The organism is Cellulosimicrobium sp. I38E (genome assembly GCF_001647255.1).
Taxonomy (GTDB): domain Bacteria; phylum Actinomycetota; class Actinomycetes; order Actinomycetales; family Cellulomonadaceae; genus Cellulosimicrobium; species Cellulosimicrobium cellulans_E.
This window is the reverse complement of record NZ_LUAZ01000039.1, coordinates 1-17,735: the sequence shown is the minus strand read 5'-3', so window position 1 is coordinate 17,735 and position 17,735 is coordinate 1. Positions and strand designations below refer to the sequence as shown.

The following is a 17,735-nucleotide window of genomic DNA, read 5'->3' as shown; positions in this document are numbered from 1 at the left end:
TCCGGCGGCCGCGGCAGCGCGCGGGTCGGCGCGCGAGGGACGGACCCACGCTAACGGTCTCGAGCGCCTCCGGCGGGGCGCACCCGACGCTCCAGCAGCCACTCGTTGCCGGCCGTCCCCGCGATCCACCGGTGCTCGAGCCGGTCGACGCAGGCCCTGGCGAGGGCGAGGCCGCGTCCGGACTCGGCGTCGGCAGGCGGCATCGCGCGGTCGAGGTCGACGTCGGCGGCGGGTGCCGTGTCCCGCAGCACCACGACGACGCGCCCTTCCCCGGCATCGAGCTCGGCCCGGACCTCGACCGACTCGGGTGCCGGGGAGTGCCGCACGATGTTCGCGGCGATCTCGGTCGTCGCCAGCTCGACGGCGAGGCGGTCGTCGGCAGGGACCCACGGCGCGCGGTCCCAGAGCACCGCGAACGCGTCGGGCAACGCGTCGAGCCATGGCGGGACCGCCGTCGCGCTCAGCACGACGAGCGGGGCGTCGCCCTGCGGGTCCACGCGCGGGTCACCCGTCGGAGAAGGCGGTCGCCGCGTCGTCGTGCACGCGCAGGACGCGGTCGAGGTTGGTGAGCCGGAGGACGGTCGCGACCTGGGGAGCCGCGTTCGCGAGCCGCAGGTCTCCGCCGGCCGCCCGGGTGGTCCGCAGCCCACCCACCAGCGCGCCGAGGCCCGAGGAGTCCACGAACTCCAGGCTGCCGAGGTCGACGACGAGCCGTGTCCGGCCCGCGTCGACCAGGTCGGTGACCGCGTCGCGCAGCTGCGGGGCGGTGGTGAGCGTGAGCCGTCCGCGGGGCACGATCACCGCCCCTGCCTCGTCGAGCGGTGTCACGTCGAGCTTCACGGGTCCTCCGTCCGTCGGCCGGTCATCATCGTCTCCGGCTCCGGCTCGCGCGGCGAGCGGGGACCGGAGTACCGCGCGGCCGGGACGAGCACCCCGAGCACCGCGAGGTCGTACGCCACCCAGGCGAGGGTGACGAGCGTCGCGCCGAGGTCCGCGTCGAAGGCGACGAGGCGCACCGTGCCGACGACGGCGGAGACGACGAGCAGGACCATGGCCGTCAGCTGCGGCCAGATGGTGCGCCACGCGGGACGGTGCGCACCGGTCCGGGTCTTGGGCGTCACCACGAAGCCGAGCGGGCGCCCGAGGACGACGTTCGCGAACGCGGTCCAGCACGCCCGGATCCACACCGGGAACAGCGCGAGCGAGTACTGCTGCCCGCGCCACGTCCGCACACCGCGCGCGACGACCACGAACAGCAGCTGGTTGAGCACGAAGTACGGCACGAACCGGACGAAGAAGTCGGTCCCGAACGCCTGGACGGGCAGGATGCCGAAGCAGAGGTACACCATGGGTGCCGCGAGGTAGGCCAGCGCGGCGAACCCGGCGAGGTAGCTCCACATCGTCGCGAGGTACATGAGGCGCTGGCCGGTCCGCAGACCTCGCAGGGTGAGGGGGCTCTCCCGGAGCATCACCTGCACCGTGCCCTGGGCCCACCGGAGGCGCTGCTGCAGCATCGTCGGCATGTCCTCGGGCGCGAGGCCGTGCGCGAGCACCTCGTGGTGGTACACCGAACGCCACCCGAGAGCGTGGAGCCGCATCGCGGTCGCCATGTCCTCGGTGACCGAGATCGTCGCCATGGGCATCACCGGCTGGGCCTCGTCGCTCCGACCGACGTCGACGGCGTCCGCGAGCCGGCGCACGGCCTCGACGGCCACGAGCGGCGAGAGGTCGCGACGCGCGAGCCGGTCGAGCGCCTCCTCGTCCACGACGAGCCGGCCGATCTCGTCGTCGACCTGGAGCGGCCCCGCGGACACGAGCTCGGGCTCCACCGCCGCCAGCTCCGCGCGCAACGTGTCGACCTGACCGGTGACGACGTCGCGCGAGGCCTCGTCCACGCGGCGCTGGAACCGGTAGGTGACGTCCGCGACGGGCTCGCCGGCCGCGATCGCCCGGCGCGCCTCGTCCGCCTCGGCGCGCAGCCGGGCGATGGCGCTGCGGACCGCCGGGTCGGACGCCTCCGGCGAGCGCGCGGCGCGCGCGAGCACGGAACCGGCCGTGCGCAGCGCGCGGCGCACACCGCTCGTCACGCCGCGCACGTACCCGACCACGCCCAGCTGCATGAGGGCCTCGCGCCGCAGCACGGCGTTGGAGCCGCAGAAGAACGCGGCGTTCCACCCGTCCTTGCCCTGCTGGATCGGACCGTAGAACAGCGGTGCCTGGCTCCCGAGCGGGTCGGCGTCGTCGACGTTGACGAAGTACTGGGGCGTCTGGACGATCGCGACGCTCTCGTCCTCGGCGAAGTACCCCACGGTCCGGTCGAGGATCGTCGGGTCGGGGACCTGGTCGGCATCCAGGACGAGGAGCAGCTCGCCGTCGGTCTGGAAGAGCGCGTTGTTGAGGTTGCCCGCCTTGGCGTGCCGCGGTTTGCCCGCCCAGCTCTCGGTCCGCGTGAGGTAGCCGACGCCCGCCTCGCGGGCGGTCGCCCGCATGCTCTCCCGGGCTCCGTCGTCGAGGATCCACGTGCGGTGCGGGTACCGGATCTCGCGCGCCGCGCGCGCCGTCGCGAGCACGAGCTCCTCCGGCTCGTCGTAGGTCGTGACGAACACGTCGACCGTGACGCCCCCGGGGGCGGGAGGCGGTTCGCCGCGCTCGCGCAGACGCCACATCGTCACGCCGAAGAGGGCGGTGTCCACGAGGCTGTAGGTCTCGGCGAGCACGAGCGGGACCGCGATCCACCAGGCCGACCACGCGACCGAGTCGAGCCACCGCCACGCGACGTAGTTGACGCCGGTGAGCAGCGCGAGGACGACGAGCACGCGGATCACGACGAGCCGCCGCGCGGAGCCCCTCACGAGGCGACCCGCTCGAGCACCAGGATGGTGAGGTCGTCGCCGACGAACGTGCCGTCGGCGAGCCCGAGCAGCGCCGCGAGCGTCGCCCCGGCGTCCGGTGCACGGCGCACGTCGCGCGCGACCCGCGAGAGGCGCGGCCCGTCCGGCACCGGCAGCGCGACCTCGGGGTCGACGAGCCGTGGGTCGCCGCCGGGGACACCGAGGTCCGCTAGCAGGTCGACCAGGCCGTCGCTCACCACCACGAGCCGGTCCCCAGGACGCAGCTGGACGCGGTGGCGTGCACGAGACGCCCCGGGCGACACACCGAGCGGCATGCCGTCCGCCTCGAGCCGCTCGATGCCGCCGTCGGTCCGCAGGACGCTCGCCAGCCCGTGGCCCGCGTCGACGTAGGTGACCAGGCCGCTGTCTTGGTCGACCGTCGCGCACCATGCGGTCACGAACGACCCGACCTCCTCGAGATCGGTCGTCAGGAGGTCGTCCGCTGCCTCCACCCCGGCCGCGAGGGACGGCGATCGCAGCGCCGTCCGCAGCGCCGCCCGGGCCGAGGCCGCGACGATCGCGGCAGACATGCCCTTGCCCATGACGTCCGCGACCACGAACCCCGCGCCGTCCGCCGTGGCGCACCAGTCGTAGAAGTCGCCCCCGACCCCGCGGGCCGGCACGCACCGGGCTGCGACGCGAAACCCGTCGAGCTCCGGCGGCCGACGCGGGAGGAGACCCCGCTGCACCGCCCCCGCCCGGTCGAGCTCGACGTCGTGCTGCAGCTCTCCCTGGACCCACAGCGCCAGGTCGCGCAGCAGCGACCGGTCCCCGTCGTCGAACCGACGCGGTCGGGTGTCGATGACGCAGAGCGTCCCGACCAGCTCGCCGCCCGGCGCCGCGATGGGGTGGCCCGCGTAGAAGCGCAGGTGCGGGTCGCCCACGACGAACGGGTTGTCGGCGAAGCGGTCGTCCGCGGCCGCGTCCTCGACGACGAGCGTCCGGTTCGCGCGGATCGTCACGTCGCAGAACGCGCCCTCGCGCTGCGCGACCGGCCCGTCGAGGCCGACGAACGCCTTCCGCCACTGCCGGTCCGCGTCCACGAGGGTGATGCTCACCGTGGGGACGCCGAAGAGGCGCTGCGCGAGCCTCGTGACCCGGTCGAAGCGCTCCTCGGGGGTGCTGTCCAGCACCCCGAGCCGCTGGAGCGCGAGGAGCCTGGCGTGCTCGGCATCGAGCGCGTCGGTCGTCGTCATGAATCCCCCCTGCTTGGTCATCCTCGTCGTGACGCGACCTCTCGACATCTATCACGTGGGGATGGCGTGCGCAGGGCGAGGGCTCGACCACGGCGCCGGGACCTGCGCTTTCACCCGCGCCATCCCGCTCCGTGACCCGGTGATCGCCCGTTCGGGTCGCGAGCGACGACCACTCCGGGAGACGCTGCCAGGGGCAACCACATCGGCCGCGGACGACCCGGGGCCCCGGCGAGAGGGAGACACGGTGGACGCGCGCACGCTGCTGGAGGACCTGTTCGGCCGGATCGGACCGACGGCGACGCGCGCCGTCGACGGGCTCGGGGAGGACGCGCTGACCGCGCGCCTGGACCCGCGCGCCAACACGATCGCCTGGCTCGCGTGGCACCTCGCCCGGGGCCAGGACGCGCAGGTCGCCGCCGCCGTCGGCCGGGAGCAGGTGTGGACGCGCGACGGCTGGGCACGCCGGTTCGACCTGCCGTTCGACGACGGGGCGACGGGCTACGGGCAGTCCGCCGCCGACGTCGGTCGGGTGCGTGCGAGCGACGACCTCCTGCTCGGCTACGTGCACGCCGTCCAGGTCGAGTCCCAGGACGTGCTCGCCGCGTTGACCGACGACGACCTCGACCGCGTCGTCGACGAGGCGTGGGACCCACCGGTCACGCTCGGCGTCCGGCTCGTGAGCGTCGCGGTGGACAGCCTCCAGCACGCGGGCCAGGCCGCCTTCGTGCGCGGCGTCCTCGAGCGCACCGGTCGCACCTGACGACGCGTCCTGGTCGGCGCACGCCCGCGCGGGTCCCGTTCACGAGCGCTGCTCGAGCTCGTCCGCGACCACCGCCTGGAGCTCCGCCACGCTCGGCAGCGCCCCACGCGCCTCGTCGGGCAACCCCTGGAGGTCCGCGACCGCGACGGGCGCGTTCGTGCTGGCCAGCGAGTAGCGCACGACGGGGCCGCTCCGGCCCGTGCACAGGAGGATCCCGACGGTCGGGGCGTGGATCTCGTGCCGGCGGTACTGGTCGTCGACGATCGCGACGTACGTACCGAGCTGACCGAGGTGGGCAGGTTCGAACGTCCCGATCTTCAGCTCGACGACGACGTAGCGCAGCTGCTCGAGGTGGAAGAACAGCAGGTCGACGAAGAACTCGTCGACGGCGTCGCTCTCGTCGTCCGGGACGGTGAGCCGCACCTGCCGCCCGACGAACGCCATCCCGCGTCCGAGCTCGAGCAACGTGTCCTGGAGCCGGTCCATGAGCGCCTGCTCGACGTCGCGCTCGGCGCGGGTCCGCACGAGGCCCAGGTGCTCGAAGACGTAGGGGTCCTTGACCATCGCCTGCGCGAGCTCCGAGTCAGCCGCGTCGAGCACGCCCGCAAAGTTCGTGGGCGCAGCGCCGAGTGCGCGGCGCAGGTCCAGCTTGATGTGGTACTCGAGCATCCCGCGCGACCAGCCCTCGACCGCGGAGCGCTCGGCGTACCAGTCGCGGTCGGCGGTGGTCCTCAGACGGCTCAGGAGCACCGTGACGTGGCCCCATGGAAGTTGGGCAACAGCCTGTTGCCCAAATGACGAGGAATCGGGCCAGGCCTCGGCCATCGCACGCATGTACTTGAGGTTTCGAGTCGACCACCCCCGCTGGTCCGGGAACTCCCGCTGCAGGTCAGCGCTCAGACGCTCGAGGGTCTTCGCCCCCCATCCGTCCCGGGCACGCCGCTCCACGAGCTCGTGGCCGATCGACCAGTACAGCCGCAGCACCTCGGTGTTCGCGGCGCGCGCGGCACGGAACTGCGTGGCGCGCACGCGCGCCTTGAGATCGGTCAGCAGCTCGGCGTATCCCGCCGGCTCGAGGTCGTCGTTCGATGGCGGCACGGCACGTCCCCCTGGCTGTCGCGCGCGCCGCGTCCCGGCGCTCCGCTGCGAACATAGGGCATCGCGACTTTGCGCTGTCAAGGGGGCTGTGGACGACTCAGTGGCGCGTCGGGAACGCCTCCACGAACCATGACGTGAGGGTCGTCGGGTGGGTGATCGCCGTCCCGACGCACACGCTGAACGCGCCCCGGGCCATCGCCTCGGCGGCCTGCGCGGGCGTGTGCACGCGCCCCTCGACGACGACGGGCAGCGAGCACGCCGCGACCACCTCGTCGACGAGCTCGAGGTCCGGTCCGGAGGTCTTCGGCCGCTCGCCCGTGTAGCCGGCGAGCGTCGTGCCGAGCAGGTCCACGCCTGCGTCCTGAGCGGCGAGCGCGTCGCCGAGCGACCCGCAGTCCGCCATGACGAGCGCGTCCGTCGTCTCGCGCAGGCGCGCCACGGTCTCGGCCAGCGTGAGCCCGTCCGGGCGGGGTCGGCGCGTGCCGTCGAGCGCGACGACGTGCGCGCCCGCGTCGGCGACAGCGCGCGCGTGCCGCAGCGTCGGCGTGATGAAGACCCCGCCGTCGCCGTCCTTCCACAGCCCGACGACCGGGACGTCCACCGCGGCGACGACCGCCGTGACGTCGTCCAGACCCTGCGCGCGCACCGCGGCGGCTCCCCCCGCGACGACGGCGCGCGCCATCTGGGCGGTCGTGCGCGGATCGCGCAGCGGCTCGCCCGGATAGGCCTGGCACGACACGGTGAGCCGACCGCGCATCGCGTCGAGCACGCGCTCGCGCGTCCAGGTCGGCCGCGTCTCCTGCGATCCGGTCATGCCGTCGTCCTCTCTCGGTGGGTCTGCTCGCCCAGCCCGCCGGGTCTCGTCCCGGGTTCGTCACCGGGCGGGACGACGAGGCTCCACGCCCCGCGCGCCGCCCCGACGATCGCCGCCTCGTTGCCGAGCGCCGCACGGCGCAGCGGCAGGTCGGCGAGCACGTCGACGACCTCGGCGCGCAGCGCGTCCTCGAGCGCCGACCACCACAGGTCGCCCGCGCCCGCCAGCCCGCCGCCGACCACGACGACCTCCGGGTCGAGCACGGTCACGACGCCGGCGACCGCACGGCCCACGGCCTGCGCCGCGTCCCGCACGACCGACGCCGCGAGCTCGTCGCCCGCGCCCGCCCGTGCGACGACGTCGCGCGTGTCCGGGCTCGCCGCGTCGCCGCCGAGCGCGAGGTAGCGGCGGTGGATCGCCGGTCCCGCACCGATCGCCTCGAGATGGCCCGTCCGGCCGCACGGGCAGCGCAGCAGCTCGGCCCCGGGGACCGGCATGTGGCCGAGCTCTCCGGCGACGTGGTGCGCCCCCCGCAGCGGACGGCCGTCGAGCACGACGGCGGCGCCCACGCCCGTCCCGACGGCGACGAGCAGCGCGCTGCGCGCCCCGGCGGCCGCGCCGAGCCAGACCTCTCCGGCGGCGTGCGCGTCGACGTCGTTCTCGACGAACACGCTCAGCGCGGTCCCGTCCCCGGGCGATCCCTCGGGCGCGAGCACGGCCAGGTCGGCGAGCCGACGACGCAGCCCGCCCGCGACGTCGGTCCCGGGCCAGCCGGGCAGGGTGTCGGTGGCCGAGACGATCACGCCGCGGCCGACGTCGACCACCCCGGCCGTGCCGACGCCGAGCGTGCGCAGCCGTGCGGGACCACCGTCGGGCGACCCGGCGGCGGCCACGACCTCGCGCACGAGCCCGGCGACGGCGTCGAGCACCGCCTCCGGGCCGGCCGCCGCCGGGGTCGGCACGGAGCGTACGGCCCCCAGCGAGCCGTCCGACGCGACGGTCGCCGCCGCGGTCTTGGTCCCGCCGAGGTCGACCCCGACGACGACGTCACGCACGCAGGAGCCCCGCGGCGCGCGTGATCTCCTCGACGCGGTCGGCGACGTCACCGTCGAGCGCCTCGACGGGGAACGCCATGGTGGCCGTGTCGATGAGGCCCTGGCGCTGCGCGGCGACCTTGAACGCGCCGACGCCTGCCGCGTCGCCCGAGCGGCCGTGCGCCTGGAAGACGATCTCGAAGAGTGCGGCGATCCGGTCCTGCTCCACCCGGGCATCGTCCCACTTGCCCGCCCGCGCGAGGTCCCACAGGCGCACGTAGCCGCCCGCGTCGACGTTCGCGAGGCCCGGGACCACGCCGTCGGCGCCGAGCAGGAGCATGCCGTCGACCACGACCTCGTGGCCCGTGAACAGCGCGAGGGGCGAACCGGCCGCCGCGTTGGCGGCGACGAGGCGACGGAACGCGACGTCGTCGCCCGACGAGTCCTTGACACCGGCGAGCACGCCCTCGGTGCCGAGGCGCACGAGCAGGTCGGCCGGGAGCTTGGTGCGCACGCGCACGGGGATGTCGTAGGCGAACAGCGGGACGTCCACCGCGGCCGCGACGGCGCGCAGGTGGCGCTCGATCTCGTCGAGATCGTTGAGCGCGTAGACGGGGGCCGTCGCGACGACCGCGTCCACCCCGCCCGCCACGAGCGCCTTCGCCTGCTCGACGACGCGCGCCGTCGTCAGGTCGATGGCGCCGCCCATGACGGGCACGCGGCCGGCGGCCGCGCGCACGACGGTCCGTACGACGACGTCGCGCTGCGCGTCGGTGAGGTACGCGACCTCGCCGGTCGACCCGAGCACGAACACGCCGTGCACGCCCTCGGTGACCAGGTGGTCCACGAGGCGCTCGAGCGACGCGACGTCGACCTCCCCGTCGGTCGTGAGCGGGGTGAGGACGGGCGGGACGATCCCGTGGAAGGAGGGGGTGGTCACGAGGAGCTCCGGTTCTGGATCAGCGGTGGTTCGGTCGGGGCGGGGCCGCGCACGGCCCCGGCTCACAGCAGCGCGGGCGCCGCGGCGAGCAGCGTGCGGGTGTAGTCGTCCTGGGGGTCGTCGAGCACGCGCGCGGCGGGGCCGGACTCGACGATGCGGCCGCCCTGCATGACGACGATCTCGTCGGAGACGTGGCGCACCGTCTGGATGTCGTGCGAGATGAAGACCATCCCCAGGTCGAGCTCGGCCTTGAGGTCGGCGAGCAGGTTGAGGATCTGGGCCCGCACGGACACGTCGAGCGCGGACGTGGGCTCGTCGGCGACGATCACGTCCGGCGCGAGCGCGAGGGCGCGCGCGATGGCGACGCGCTGGCGCTGCCCGCCCGAGAGCTGGCCGGGCAGCGCGTCGAGGGCCGACTCGGGCAGGCCCACGAGGTGCACGAGCTCGCGCACGCGCGCCTCGCGCGACGCGGCGTCGCCCACGCGGTGCACGTCGAGCGGGTCGCGCAGCGCGTCCCGCACGCGCATGCGGGCGTTGAGCGCGGTCGCCGGGTCCTGGAAGACGACGGACACGACGCGGCCGACGTCGCGGCGCACGCGCGTCGTGTACGTGTCCACCGGCTGCCCGCGGAAGCGGATCTCGCCGGACGTCGGCGCCTGCAGCCCGACGAGCACCTTCGCCATGGTCGACTTGCCCGAGCCGGACTCGCCGACGATCCCGAGCGTGCTCCCGCGGCGGACCGCGACGCTCACGTCGTTCACGGCGTGCACCCGCTGGGCCTTGAACAGCGTGCCCGTGCGGGCCTTGAAGACGACGTGCACGCCGCGCAGCTCGACGACGGGCGTGTCGCGGTCGGTGGCGGGCATCCGCTCCGCGGCGGGCGGGGTCTGGTCGGTGGCGCTCATCGCGTCCCTCCGGTGGTGATCGGGGCAGCGGTGCGGCCGCTCGCGGCGGCGCCGACCGGCTCGTCCGGCGGCGTCGCGACGAGGTGCTGGCCGTCGGCGTCCACGGCGCGCAGCACGGGGCGCACGTCGAGGCCGCGGTCGGGACGCGACGAGCGCGGCGCGAACCGGTCGCCCGTCGGGAAGTCGCGCGGCGACGGGACGGTGCCGGGGATCTGGTGCAGGCGCGTCGAGCGCTGCTCGATCGAGAGCACCGCGCCCAGGAGACCCTGCGTGTACTCGTGGCGGGGGTCGGCGAGCAGCGCGCTCGTCGGCGCCTGCTCCACGACCTGCCCCGCGTACATGACCGTGATGCGGTGCGCGATCTCGGCGACGAGCGCGAGGTCGTGGCTGACAAAGACCATCGCGAAGCCGAGCTTCTGGCGCAGCTCGTCGAGCAGCGCGACGACCTGGGCCTGGACGGTGACGTCGAGCGCCGTCGTCGGCTCGTCCGCGATGACCAGCTTCGGGTCGCGCGTGAGCGCCATGGCGATGAGCACGCGCTGGCGCTGCCCGCCGGACAGCTCGTGCGGGTAGCTCTTGAGCGTGCGCTGCGGGTCGAGGCCCACGAGCTCCAGCAGCTCCTCGGCCGTGCGCGTGCCGCCGCGGCGCGTGAGCTGCTTCATCTGCGACCGGATGAGCATCGACGGGTTGAGCGAGCTCAGCGCGTCCTGGTAGATCATCGCGATCTCGGTGCCGCGCAGCGCCGCGCGCTCGCGGTTGCCCATCGCGAGCAGGTCCTTGCCGCCGTAGCGGATCTCGCCGCTGATCTGCGCGGAGGGATCCAGCAGGCCCATCACGGCGAGCGAGGTGATCGACTTGCCGCAGCCGGACTCGCCGACCAGCGCCATCGTCTCGCCGGGCCGCACGGAGAACGAGACGTCGTCGACGACCGCGACGTCCCCGTGGCGCGGGAAGCGGATGGACAGGTTGCGCACCTCGAGCAGGGGCTCGGCGTCGCCGTCGTAGACGGGACGGTCGGTGCGCGCCGCCTCGGCCGCGCGGAGCGTCTCGAGGCGCGCCGCGAGCGGGACCTCACGGCCGACGTGCCGCACCTCCGGCTCGACGTCCTGCACGACGGGCTCCGACTCGACGAGGCGGTCCTCGTCCGCGGTCTCGACCGGCTCGTCGGCGTCCATCGCCGTGAGCTCGGCGGCGACGGCCGCGTCGTCCGAGTCGGTCGCGACGGCCTTCACCGGCGTCGCGCGGGTCGCGCGGGGGGCCGCGACCATCGCGTCGGTCATGCCCTCGGAGAGGATGTTCAGGCACAGGACCGTGAGCATGATCGCCAGGCCGGGGAAGAACGTCGCCCACCAGTAGCCGCCCATGACGAGGTCGCGGCCCGCGGCGATGATGTTGCCCCACGAGGGCTCCGGGTCGGGCACGCCCGCCTGGATGAAGGACAGCGACGCCTCGAAGACGATCGCGTCGGCCACGAGCACGGTGGTGAACACCAGCACGGGCGCCGCGCAGTTGCGCGCGACGTGCTTCGCGAGGATCCAGGCCGTGCGCGCGCCCATGACGCGGGTCGCGGCCACGTAGTCCTCGCCGTACTGGTCGAGGATGTTGGCCCGCACGACGCGCGTGAGCTGCGGCGTGTAGAGGAACGCGATCGTCAGCACGAGCACGGGCAGCGACCGGCCGAAGACGGAGACGAACACGGCGGCGAGCGCGATGCCGGGGAAGGACATGATGATGTCGAGGACCCGCATGAGCGTCTCGGAGACGCTCTTGCGCGCGGTCGCCGCGACCGAGCCGAGCACGGCCGCCGCGGCGAGCGCGATCGCGGTCGCCCCGAGGCCGATGACGAGCGAGTACCGCGCGCCGTAGACGACACGGGAGAAGATGTCGCGCCCCTGGCGGTCGGTGCCGAACCAGTTCTCCGCGCTCGGCGGCTGGACCGGCGTGCCGGTGGCGAGCGGGTCGTGGCTCGCGACGAGCGGCGCGAACACCGCCGCGAGCGCCACGAGGAGCACGAACGCGAGGGAGATCTTGGACCCGAGGGGCAGCGCGCGCAGGCGCAGCCCGGGGGTCGAGAGTCGTTCGGTGAGCTGTCGGCGCACGTCACACCGTCCTGATCCGCGGGTTGACGAGCACGTAGAGCATGTCGACCACGATGTTGATGAGCACGAAGGCGAGCGCCACGGTGAGGGTCACGCCCTGCACGAGGTTGGGCTCGTTGTTGGTGACCCCGTTGAGGATGAGCGTGCCCATGCCGGGCAGCGCGAAGATGATCTCGATGACGACGGCGCCGCCGATGAGGTAGCCGACGCGCAGGCCGAGCACCGTGATCGGGGTGATGAGCGCGTTGCGCAGCACGTTGCGCCCGACGACGACGTGGCGGGGGATGCCGGCGCCGATCGCCGTGCGGACGTAGTCCTTGTCGAGCTCCTCGACGACCGAGGTGCGCACGACGCGCGTGAGCTGGCCGACGACGGGGATCGCGAGCGCGATCGCGGGCAGCGCCATGCGGGCGAGGTAGCCGCCGAGGTCCTCGGACGGGTCGGGCAGCGGCCCGCTCGCGGGGAGCCAGCCGGCCCCGAGGGTGACGACCTGGATGAGCAGCACGGCGAGCCAGAACGACGGCGTCGCGAGCGACGCGACGGACACCACGCGGATCGCCTTGTCCGGCCAGCGGTCGCGGTAGAGCGCCGCGAGGATGCCCATGACGAGGGCGAGCACGACGGCGATGACGAGGCCCATGAGCGTGAGCTGGAGCGTGATGGGCAGGGCGCGCGCGACCTCGTCGGCGACGGGCACCTGGCGCGCGCTGAACGTGCCGAGGTCGCCGTGCAGCAGGCCGCCGAGGAACGCGACGTACCGGACGAGGAGCGGGTCGTTCAGGCCGTTGGCCTCGCGGTACGCCTCGCGCGCCTCGACGGACGCGCCCTCGCCGAGGGCTTGGATCGCCGGGTCGACCTGCGAGAACGACATCACGAGGAACACGAGGAACGTGATGCCGAGGATCATGATCGGCAGCTGCAGGAGGCGGCGTCCGACGAGTCGCAGCAGTGCGCTCACGATCGGCCTCCCGGTGCGTCGGGGGTGCGGTGCATGGTCTGTCCGTTCTGGGTGCCGGGCGGGTACCGGGCCTCTCGCCCGAGGGGGCGGGCGAGAGGCCCGGCGGTCGGTCGGCGCCGAGGGCTACGAGCCCGCGGCTACTTGACGAGGCCGGCGTCGAGGAACGACAGGCCGGTGATCGGCAGGGGCGAGAACCCGGAGAGCGTGGAGCCGTCCCACGCGGTCGGGAGCTGGCGGTGGAGCAGCGGGTAGAGCGGCACCTCGTCGGAGATCAGGTCGAACGCCTGGTCCCACAGCTCCTGCTGCTCGTCGCCGGACGTGCGCACCGCGGCGTCGAGGATCGTCTGGAGCTCGGCGAACTTCGGGTCGTCGTTCCAGCGGTAGCGCGACTGCGACCACACGTTGTCGCCGTACCACCAGCGCATGAGCAGGTCGGGGTCGTTGCCGAAGACCGACGGGTCGCCCGGGGCGACCATGACCTGCAGGTCGCCGTTGTCGACCTTGGTGTACTGGCCGCCGGACTGGCCGATGTCGAGCGTCGTGTCGACGCCGATCGCGTCGAGGTTCTCCTTGATGAGCGGCGCGATGTCCGCGACCCAGCCGGTGTCGGTCGTCATGAGCGTGATCGACAGGTCGCTCACGCCGGCCTGGGCGAGCAGGTCCTTGGCCTTCTCCGGGTCGTAGGAGTAGACCGTGGACGCCTCGTGGTAGTTCGGGTGGCTCTGCGGGAGGAAGCTCGTGGCCGCCGCGCCGTTGCCGAGCAGGCCGTTGTCGATGATCTTGTCCATGTCGAGCGCGTAGAAGAACGCCTGGCGCACGCGGACGTCGTCGAACGGCGGCAGGTCCGTGTTGAACATCATGAACAGCGTGCCGAACGACTGGACGGACTCGACGTCCACGGTGCCCTCGAGCGTCGGGACGTCGATGTAGGGGACGTCCTCGATCGCGCTGACCGTGCCGGAGCTCATCGCGGTGACGCGCGCGGCGGGGTCGGAGAGCAGGTTCCACACGAGGCCCGCGGCGAGCGCGGGGCGGGTGCCCGTGTAGTCGTCGAAGCGCTCGAACGTGATCTTGTCGTCCGGCGTGGCCTGGGTCATCTTGAACGGGCCGGTGCCGACGGGCAGCGCGTTGAACGCCTCGTAGTCGGACTCGACGAGGGCCTTCGGCACGATCTTGACGACCGAGAGCCGCTCGGGCACGAGGCTGAACGGGTACTTGAGGTTGACCGACACCGTGTCGTCGTCGACGGGGGTGACGGACTCGAGGAAGTCGACGAAGCCGGCGTAGAGCGACTCGTTCGCCGGGTCGAGCACGCGGTCGAAGCTGTACACGACGTCGTCCACGGTGACGGGCGTGCCGTCGTGGAAGACCGCGCCCTCGCGGAGGTCCACCTCGTAGTGCGTGTCGTCGACCTGCGCGGGCAGCTCGGTGCCGAGCGCGGGGTAGACCTCGCGCGTCGCGGGGTCGAGCTCGGTGAGTCCCTCGAACACGTGCCAGTTGGCCGCTACTGTCACGGCACCGGTGGTGATCATCGGGTCGAAGCCACCGGAGAGGGAGTACGAGATGCCCGCCTCGATCACGGCGTCCGGGTCGATCTCGCCCTGGGCGGCGCTGCCCTCGGTCGGGTCGTCCTGCGCAGCACCGCCGCCGGAGCACGCCGCGAGGCCGAGCGCGAGCACGACGCCCGCGGCGACCGCAGCGACTCCCCTGCGGGGAGGTGAGCTGACGTGAAGCTTCATTGGTTCTCCTGACATGAGACCGACATCGTTCCGGAGAGAAGATGTCTGATGTCTGACGTTGTGTAGCATGACACTAGGACCAGAAATCGAAGGGGTCAAGATGGCGACACCACGGCGCAGGAGCTTCAGCACGCTCGACGCGTCCCGCGACGGCGGACCCGGCGCGACCGCTCCCCGGCGCACGACCACCGCCGACCGGATCAAGGACTTCATCCTCGGCGAGGGGCTGCGCCCCGGGGACCCGCTGCCCACCGAGGCGGAGCTGTGCGAGCACCTGGGCGTGTCCCGGTCGAGCGTGCGCGAGGCGATCCGCACCCTGTCGACCCTCGACATCGTCGAGGTGCGCCACGGGCACGGCACGTTCGTCGGCAACATGTCGCTGGACGCGCTCGTGGAGGCGCTCGTGTTCCGCGGCGTGCTCTCCCCCGGCGACGACCTGCGCGCGCTGCGCGACGTCGTCGAGATCCGCCAGGCGCTCGACCTCGCCATGGCGGACGTCATCGTCGCGAGCCTGGCCGGCACCTCGAACCCCGAGCTGCACGCCCTCGTGGAGGAGATGGTGGCCGCCGCGGCCGAGGGCCTGAGCTTCCCCAAGCAGGACCGCGCGTTCCACACCGGCCTGCTCGCGCGCCTCGACAACTCGCTCGTCGGCCAGCTCGTCGCCGCGTTCTGGGACGTGCACACCGCGGTCGTCCCCAAGCTCGGCATCTCGGTCGCGGCCGACCTCGACCAGACCGCCCGCGCGCACGGCGAGATGCTCGACGCCGCGGAGGCCGGCGACGTCGAGGCGTTCCGCGCCGCCGTCGTCTCGCACTACGAGCCGATCGACCGCGCCCTCGGGGTGACCACCGCGTGAGCCCCGCCCTGCCCCCCGACCTCCCCGGCGGCCGGGCCTCCGCCCGGAGGCGCGTCGGGATCGCCGTCGTCGGCATCGGCGCGTTCGCGCGCGAGCACCTCGTCGCGCTGGCCGCCCTGCCCGGCGCGGACGTGCGGTGGGTCGTCGGGCACGACCTCGCCCGGACCCGGGCGCTGGCTGCGCTCGCGCCCGGAGCCCGCGCGACCACGTCCCTCGACGACGCGCTCGCCGACGACACGGTCCACGCGGTCGACGTCGTCACCGCGACACCCGCCCACGCGCGCGACACGGTCGCGGCCGGCGAGGCGGGCAAGCACGTGCAGGTCGAGAAGCCGGCCGCGCTCTCGCTCGACCGGCTCGACGCGATGGTCGCGGCGACGGAGGGCCGGGGCACCACGCTCGTCGTCGGGCAGACCGTGCGGTTCCAGCCCGCGGTGGCGGCGCTCGCCGCCGCGGCCCGCCGGGGCGAGATCGGCACCCCCCGCCTCGCGCACGTCTCCTGGTACACCGGCCACGCGTGGCCGGGCGGGTGGCGCGGCTGGCAGCTCGACCCCGAGCTCTCGGGTGGGCACCCCGTGCACAACGGCACCCACATCATGGACGCCGCGACGTGGCTGCTCGACGACGAGCCCGTCGAGGTCTTCGCGCGCGGGTTCCGCACGTTCTCGCCCGAGATGGAGTCGCCCGACTCGTTCCACGTCCAGCTCCGCACGACGTCCGGAGCGCTCGCCACGCTCGAGCTCTGCTACGCGCTGCGGCGCCGCGGGGAGCTCGTGCGGCGCGTCGTGCTCGTGGGCACCGAGGGCACGCTCGCGCACTCGACCACCGAGGAGGACGGCCTGCACTCCGACGCGACGACCGCCCCGCCGGCCTCCGTCGAGGGGGCGCTGGGGATCCAGCTCGCGCACTGGCTCGACGTCGTGCGCGGCGACGCGACGCCGGTCGTCACGACGCCTCAGGTCCGCGCCGCGCTCGCGACAGCGCTCGCCGCGCAGCGTTCGCTCCTCTCCGGCCGTCGTGAGCGCGTCGCCGACGTACCCGGGTACGCCCCGGTGGAGGTGGCCGCATGAGCACGACCCTGCGCGTCGCGTTCGCGTCGGCCGTGCGCCACGCCACCGACTACCTGCGGATCCTCGGCGGGGACGAGCGCGTCGAGCTCGTCGGCGTCGTCGAGGAGGCGGGCGCGCCCGGCTGGGTGCGCGAGGACTCGCGCGCCGTCGCCGAGAGCGTCGGCCTGCCGTACGGCGAGGTCGCCGACGTGGCGTCGGCCGCGGAGGCCCTGGGATCCGCCGTCGACCTCGTCGTCGTGTGCGCCGAGCCGACCCGGCACGCGCGCCTCGCGGCGGGGCTGCTGGAGGCGGGCCTGGACGTGCTCGTCGACAAGCCCGTCGCGACGACGCTCGCCGATGCCGACCACCTCGCCGCGGTGGCCACGCGCACGGGCCGCACGTGCGCCGTCGTGAACCGCACGCACGCGCCCGCCCTGCGCCGGCTGCGCGCCTGGGTCGACGCGGGGCACGTGGGCCTGCCGCGCCACCTCGACCTCGAGTTCTTCGCCTCCGGCGCGCACTTCGCGACGTCGGTCGAGCGGCCCGCGCTCGTCGTGGACCGCGCGCTCTCGGGCGGCGGCGAGCTGCTCAACTTCCTCGGCTACTGCGCCGACGCGGCCCACCACCTCACCGGGCTGCGCACGGTCGAGGTGCACGCCTTCACCGGCTCGCTCTTCCTCGACCCGCACCGCGAGGCCGGGGTCGAGGACACGGCCGTCGTCACGCTCGGGCTGGAGCGAGGCGTGACCGCGACGATCACCCTCGGGCGCGTCCCGTTCGCGCCCGGCGGGACGCCGACCACGTCGTCGGTGCGGCTGCTCGGGTCGCACGGCCACGCCGTCGCGGACGACGACGCCCCCGCGGTCGCGCGGTTCGGCCCTGACGGGCGCACGACGATCGCCGCCGACGCCGGCCAGGTCGCCGCGACGGCGTACCTGCGACACGTCGTCGGGGCGGTGCTCGCCGGGGAGCGGCCGGACTACGGCATCGACGAGGCGCGCGCGACGCTCGCCGTGATCGACGCGGCGTACCGCTCGGTCGACGCGGGCGACGTCGTCGCGGTGGAGCACCGAGCGGTGCACGAGGAGACGAGGGTCTGATGGAGGTCGTGATCGCTCCTGCGGAGCGGTTGGCGGTGCTGGCTGCGGACGCGGTCGAGAAGGTGGTGCGGTCGCGGCCGGAGGCGGTGCTGGGGCTGGCGACGGGGTCGTCGCCGTTGAGGGTGTACGACGAGCTGGCGCGGCGCCACCGTGAGGACGGGTTGTCGTTCGCGGGGGTGCGGGCGTTCATGCTCGACGAGTACGTGGGCCTGCCCGCGGAGCACCCCGAGCGGTACCGGAACGTGATCGAGACCGAGATCGCCTCGCGGGTGGACTTCGCCGAGGGCGCGGTCCAG

Annotated in this window: 17 protein-coding genes; 5 read left to right on the top strand and 12 right to left on the bottom strand. The window is 73.9% G+C overall.

Features of this window, described 5'->3' with window-relative positions; all coding sequences use genetic code 11:
- Positions 1–50: 50 nt before the first annotated feature.
- The 4 genes from A0J59_RS13065 to A0J59_RS13050 are packed head-to-tail and all read right to left on the bottom strand — an operon-like array spanning position 51 to position 4,087.
- A complete protein-coding gene (locus A0J59_RS13065) occupies positions 51–497 on the bottom strand; it encodes an ATP-binding protein (protein ID WP_053369108.1) in 447 nt (148 codons plus the stop codon).
- 7 nt (positions 498–504) lie between these two features.
- Entirely contained in the window at positions 505–840 is a 336-nt protein-coding gene (locus A0J59_RS13060; protein ID WP_047233463.1) for an STAS domain-containing protein, read from the bottom strand.
- Positions 837–2,852: a glycosyltransferase gene (locus tag A0J59_RS13055; protein ID WP_064316388.1), complete on the bottom strand. Its 2,016-nt coding sequence runs from the start codon at positions 2,850–2,852 to the stop codon at positions 837–839. Before A0J59_RS13055 ends, A0J59_RS13060 begins: the two co-directional genes overlap by 4 nt.
- The gene (locus A0J59_RS13050; protein ID WP_064316387.1) at positions 2,849–4,087 is read right to left on the bottom strand and encodes a PP2C family protein-serine/threonine phosphatase; all 1,239 of its coding nucleotides are present in this window, start codon (positions 4,085–4,087) and stop codon (positions 2,849–2,851) included. The genes A0J59_RS13055 and A0J59_RS13050 overlap by 4 nt, the downstream gene beginning before the upstream one ends.
- Before the next feature lie 244 nt (positions 4,088–4,331).
- Here A0J59_RS13050 and A0J59_RS13045 point away from each other — a divergent pair, with 244 nt between their 5' ends.
- Positions 4,332–4,847, top strand: a complete 516-nt coding sequence (locus tag A0J59_RS13045; RefSeq protein WP_064316386.1) for a DUF664 domain-containing protein — start codon at positions 4,332–4,334, stop codon at positions 4,845–4,847.
- A gap of 39 nt (positions 4,848–4,886) precedes the next feature.
- On the opposite strand, the gene A0J59_RS13040 is transcribed toward A0J59_RS13045, so the two are convergent.
- The 8 genes from A0J59_RS13040 to A0J59_RS13005 all read right to left on the bottom strand — a co-directional run bounded on the left by A0J59_RS13040 (position 4,887) and on the right by A0J59_RS13005 (position 14,434).
- Positions 4,887–5,945, bottom strand: coding sequence for a YhcG family protein (locus A0J59_RS13040; protein WP_064316385.1), 1,059 nt, complete (start codon positions 5,943–5,945; stop codon positions 4,887–4,889).
- Positions 5,946–6,042: 97 nt separating this feature from the next.
- A complete protein-coding gene (locus A0J59_RS13035) occupies positions 6,043–6,759 on the bottom strand; it encodes an N-acetylmannosamine-6-phosphate 2-epimerase (protein WP_064316384.1) in 717 nt (238 codons plus the stop codon).
- Complete coding sequence (locus A0J59_RS13030) at positions 6,756–7,814, bottom strand: ROK family protein (RefSeq protein WP_064316383.1); 1,059 nt, start codon at positions 7,812–7,814, stop codon at positions 6,756–6,758. The genes A0J59_RS13035 and A0J59_RS13030 overlap by 4 nt, the downstream gene beginning before the upstream one ends.
- The gene (locus A0J59_RS13025) at positions 7,807–8,733 is read right to left on the bottom strand and encodes a dihydrodipicolinate synthase family protein (protein WP_064316382.1); all 927 of its coding nucleotides are present in this window, start codon (positions 8,731–8,733) and stop codon (positions 7,807–7,809) included. Before A0J59_RS13025 ends, A0J59_RS13030 begins: the two co-directional genes overlap by 8 nt.
- Positions 8,734–8,795: 62 nt before the next feature.
- On the bottom strand, positions 8,796–9,599 hold the full coding sequence (locus tag A0J59_RS13020; protein WP_064316482.1) for an ABC transporter ATP-binding protein: 804 nt from the start codon (positions 9,597–9,599) through the stop codon (positions 8,796–8,798).
- A gap of 35 nt (positions 9,600–9,634) precedes the next feature.
- On the bottom strand, positions 9,635–11,737 hold the full coding sequence (locus A0J59_RS13015; protein ID WP_064316381.1) for a dipeptide/oligopeptide/nickel ABC transporter permease/ATP-binding protein: 2,103 nt from the start codon (positions 11,735–11,737) through the stop codon (positions 9,635–9,637).
- 1 nt (position 11,738) lies between these two features.
- The gene (locus A0J59_RS13010; protein WP_064316380.1) at positions 11,739–12,695 is read right to left on the bottom strand and encodes an ABC transporter permease; all 957 of its coding nucleotides are present in this window, start codon (positions 12,693–12,695) and stop codon (positions 11,739–11,741) included.
- Positions 12,696–12,832: 137 nt separating this feature from the next.
- The gene (locus A0J59_RS13005) at positions 12,833–14,434 is read right to left on the bottom strand and encodes an ABC transporter substrate-binding protein (protein ID WP_156533009.1); all 1,602 of its coding nucleotides are present in this window, start codon (positions 14,432–14,434) and stop codon (positions 12,833–12,835) included.
- A gap of 100 nt (positions 14,435–14,534) precedes the next feature.
- Here A0J59_RS13005 and A0J59_RS13000 point away from each other — a divergent pair, with 100 nt between their 5' ends.
- The 4 genes from A0J59_RS13000 to A0J59_RS12985 form a co-directional block, all read left to right on the top strand.
- The gene (locus A0J59_RS13000) at positions 14,535–15,290 is read left to right on the top strand and encodes a FadR/GntR family transcriptional regulator (protein WP_082919014.1); all 756 of its coding nucleotides are present in this window, start codon (positions 14,535–14,537) and stop codon (positions 15,288–15,290) included.
- A complete protein-coding gene (locus A0J59_RS12995; RefSeq protein WP_220084478.1) occupies positions 15,287–16,360 on the top strand; it encodes a Gfo/Idh/MocA family protein in 1,074 nt (357 codons plus the stop codon). The genes A0J59_RS13000 and A0J59_RS12995 overlap by 4 nt, the downstream gene beginning before the upstream one ends.
- Entirely contained in the window at positions 16,357–17,439 is a 1,083-nt protein-coding gene (locus A0J59_RS12990) for a Gfo/Idh/MocA family protein (protein WP_064316378.1), read from the top strand. Before A0J59_RS12995 ends, A0J59_RS12990 begins: the two co-directional genes overlap by 4 nt.
- Positions 17,439–17,735, top strand: a 297-nt coding sequence (locus A0J59_RS12985; RefSeq protein WP_172820060.1) for a 6-phosphogluconolactonase, incomplete at its 3' end; no start/stop codon positions are given. The genes A0J59_RS12990 and A0J59_RS12985, both read left to right, overlap by 1 nt.

Coding starts and splice junctions, on each gene's coding strand:
- A0J59_RS13050 (WP_064316387.1), bottom strand. CDS start 4,087: ATGACGACGACCGACGCGCTCGATGCCGAGCACGCCAGGCTCCTCGCG.
- A0J59_RS13035 (WP_064316384.1), bottom strand. CDS start 6,759: ATGACCGGATCGCAGGAGACGCGGCCGACCTGGACGCGCGAGCGCGTG.
- A0J59_RS13020 (WP_064316482.1), bottom strand. CDS start 9,599: ATGCCCGCCACCGACCGCGACACGCCCGTCGTCGAGCTGCGCGGCGTG.
- A0J59_RS13005 (WP_156533009.1), bottom strand. CDS start 14,434: ATGAAGCTTCACGTCAGCTCACCTCCCCGCAGGGGAGTCGCTGCGGTC.
- A0J59_RS13000 (WP_082919014.1), top strand. CDS start 14,535: ATGGCGACACCACGGCGCAGGAGCTTCAGCACGCTCGACGCGTCCCGC.
- A0J59_RS12990 (WP_064316378.1), top strand. CDS start 16,357: ATGAGCACGACCCTGCGCGTCGCGTTCGCGTCGGCCGTGCGCCACGCC.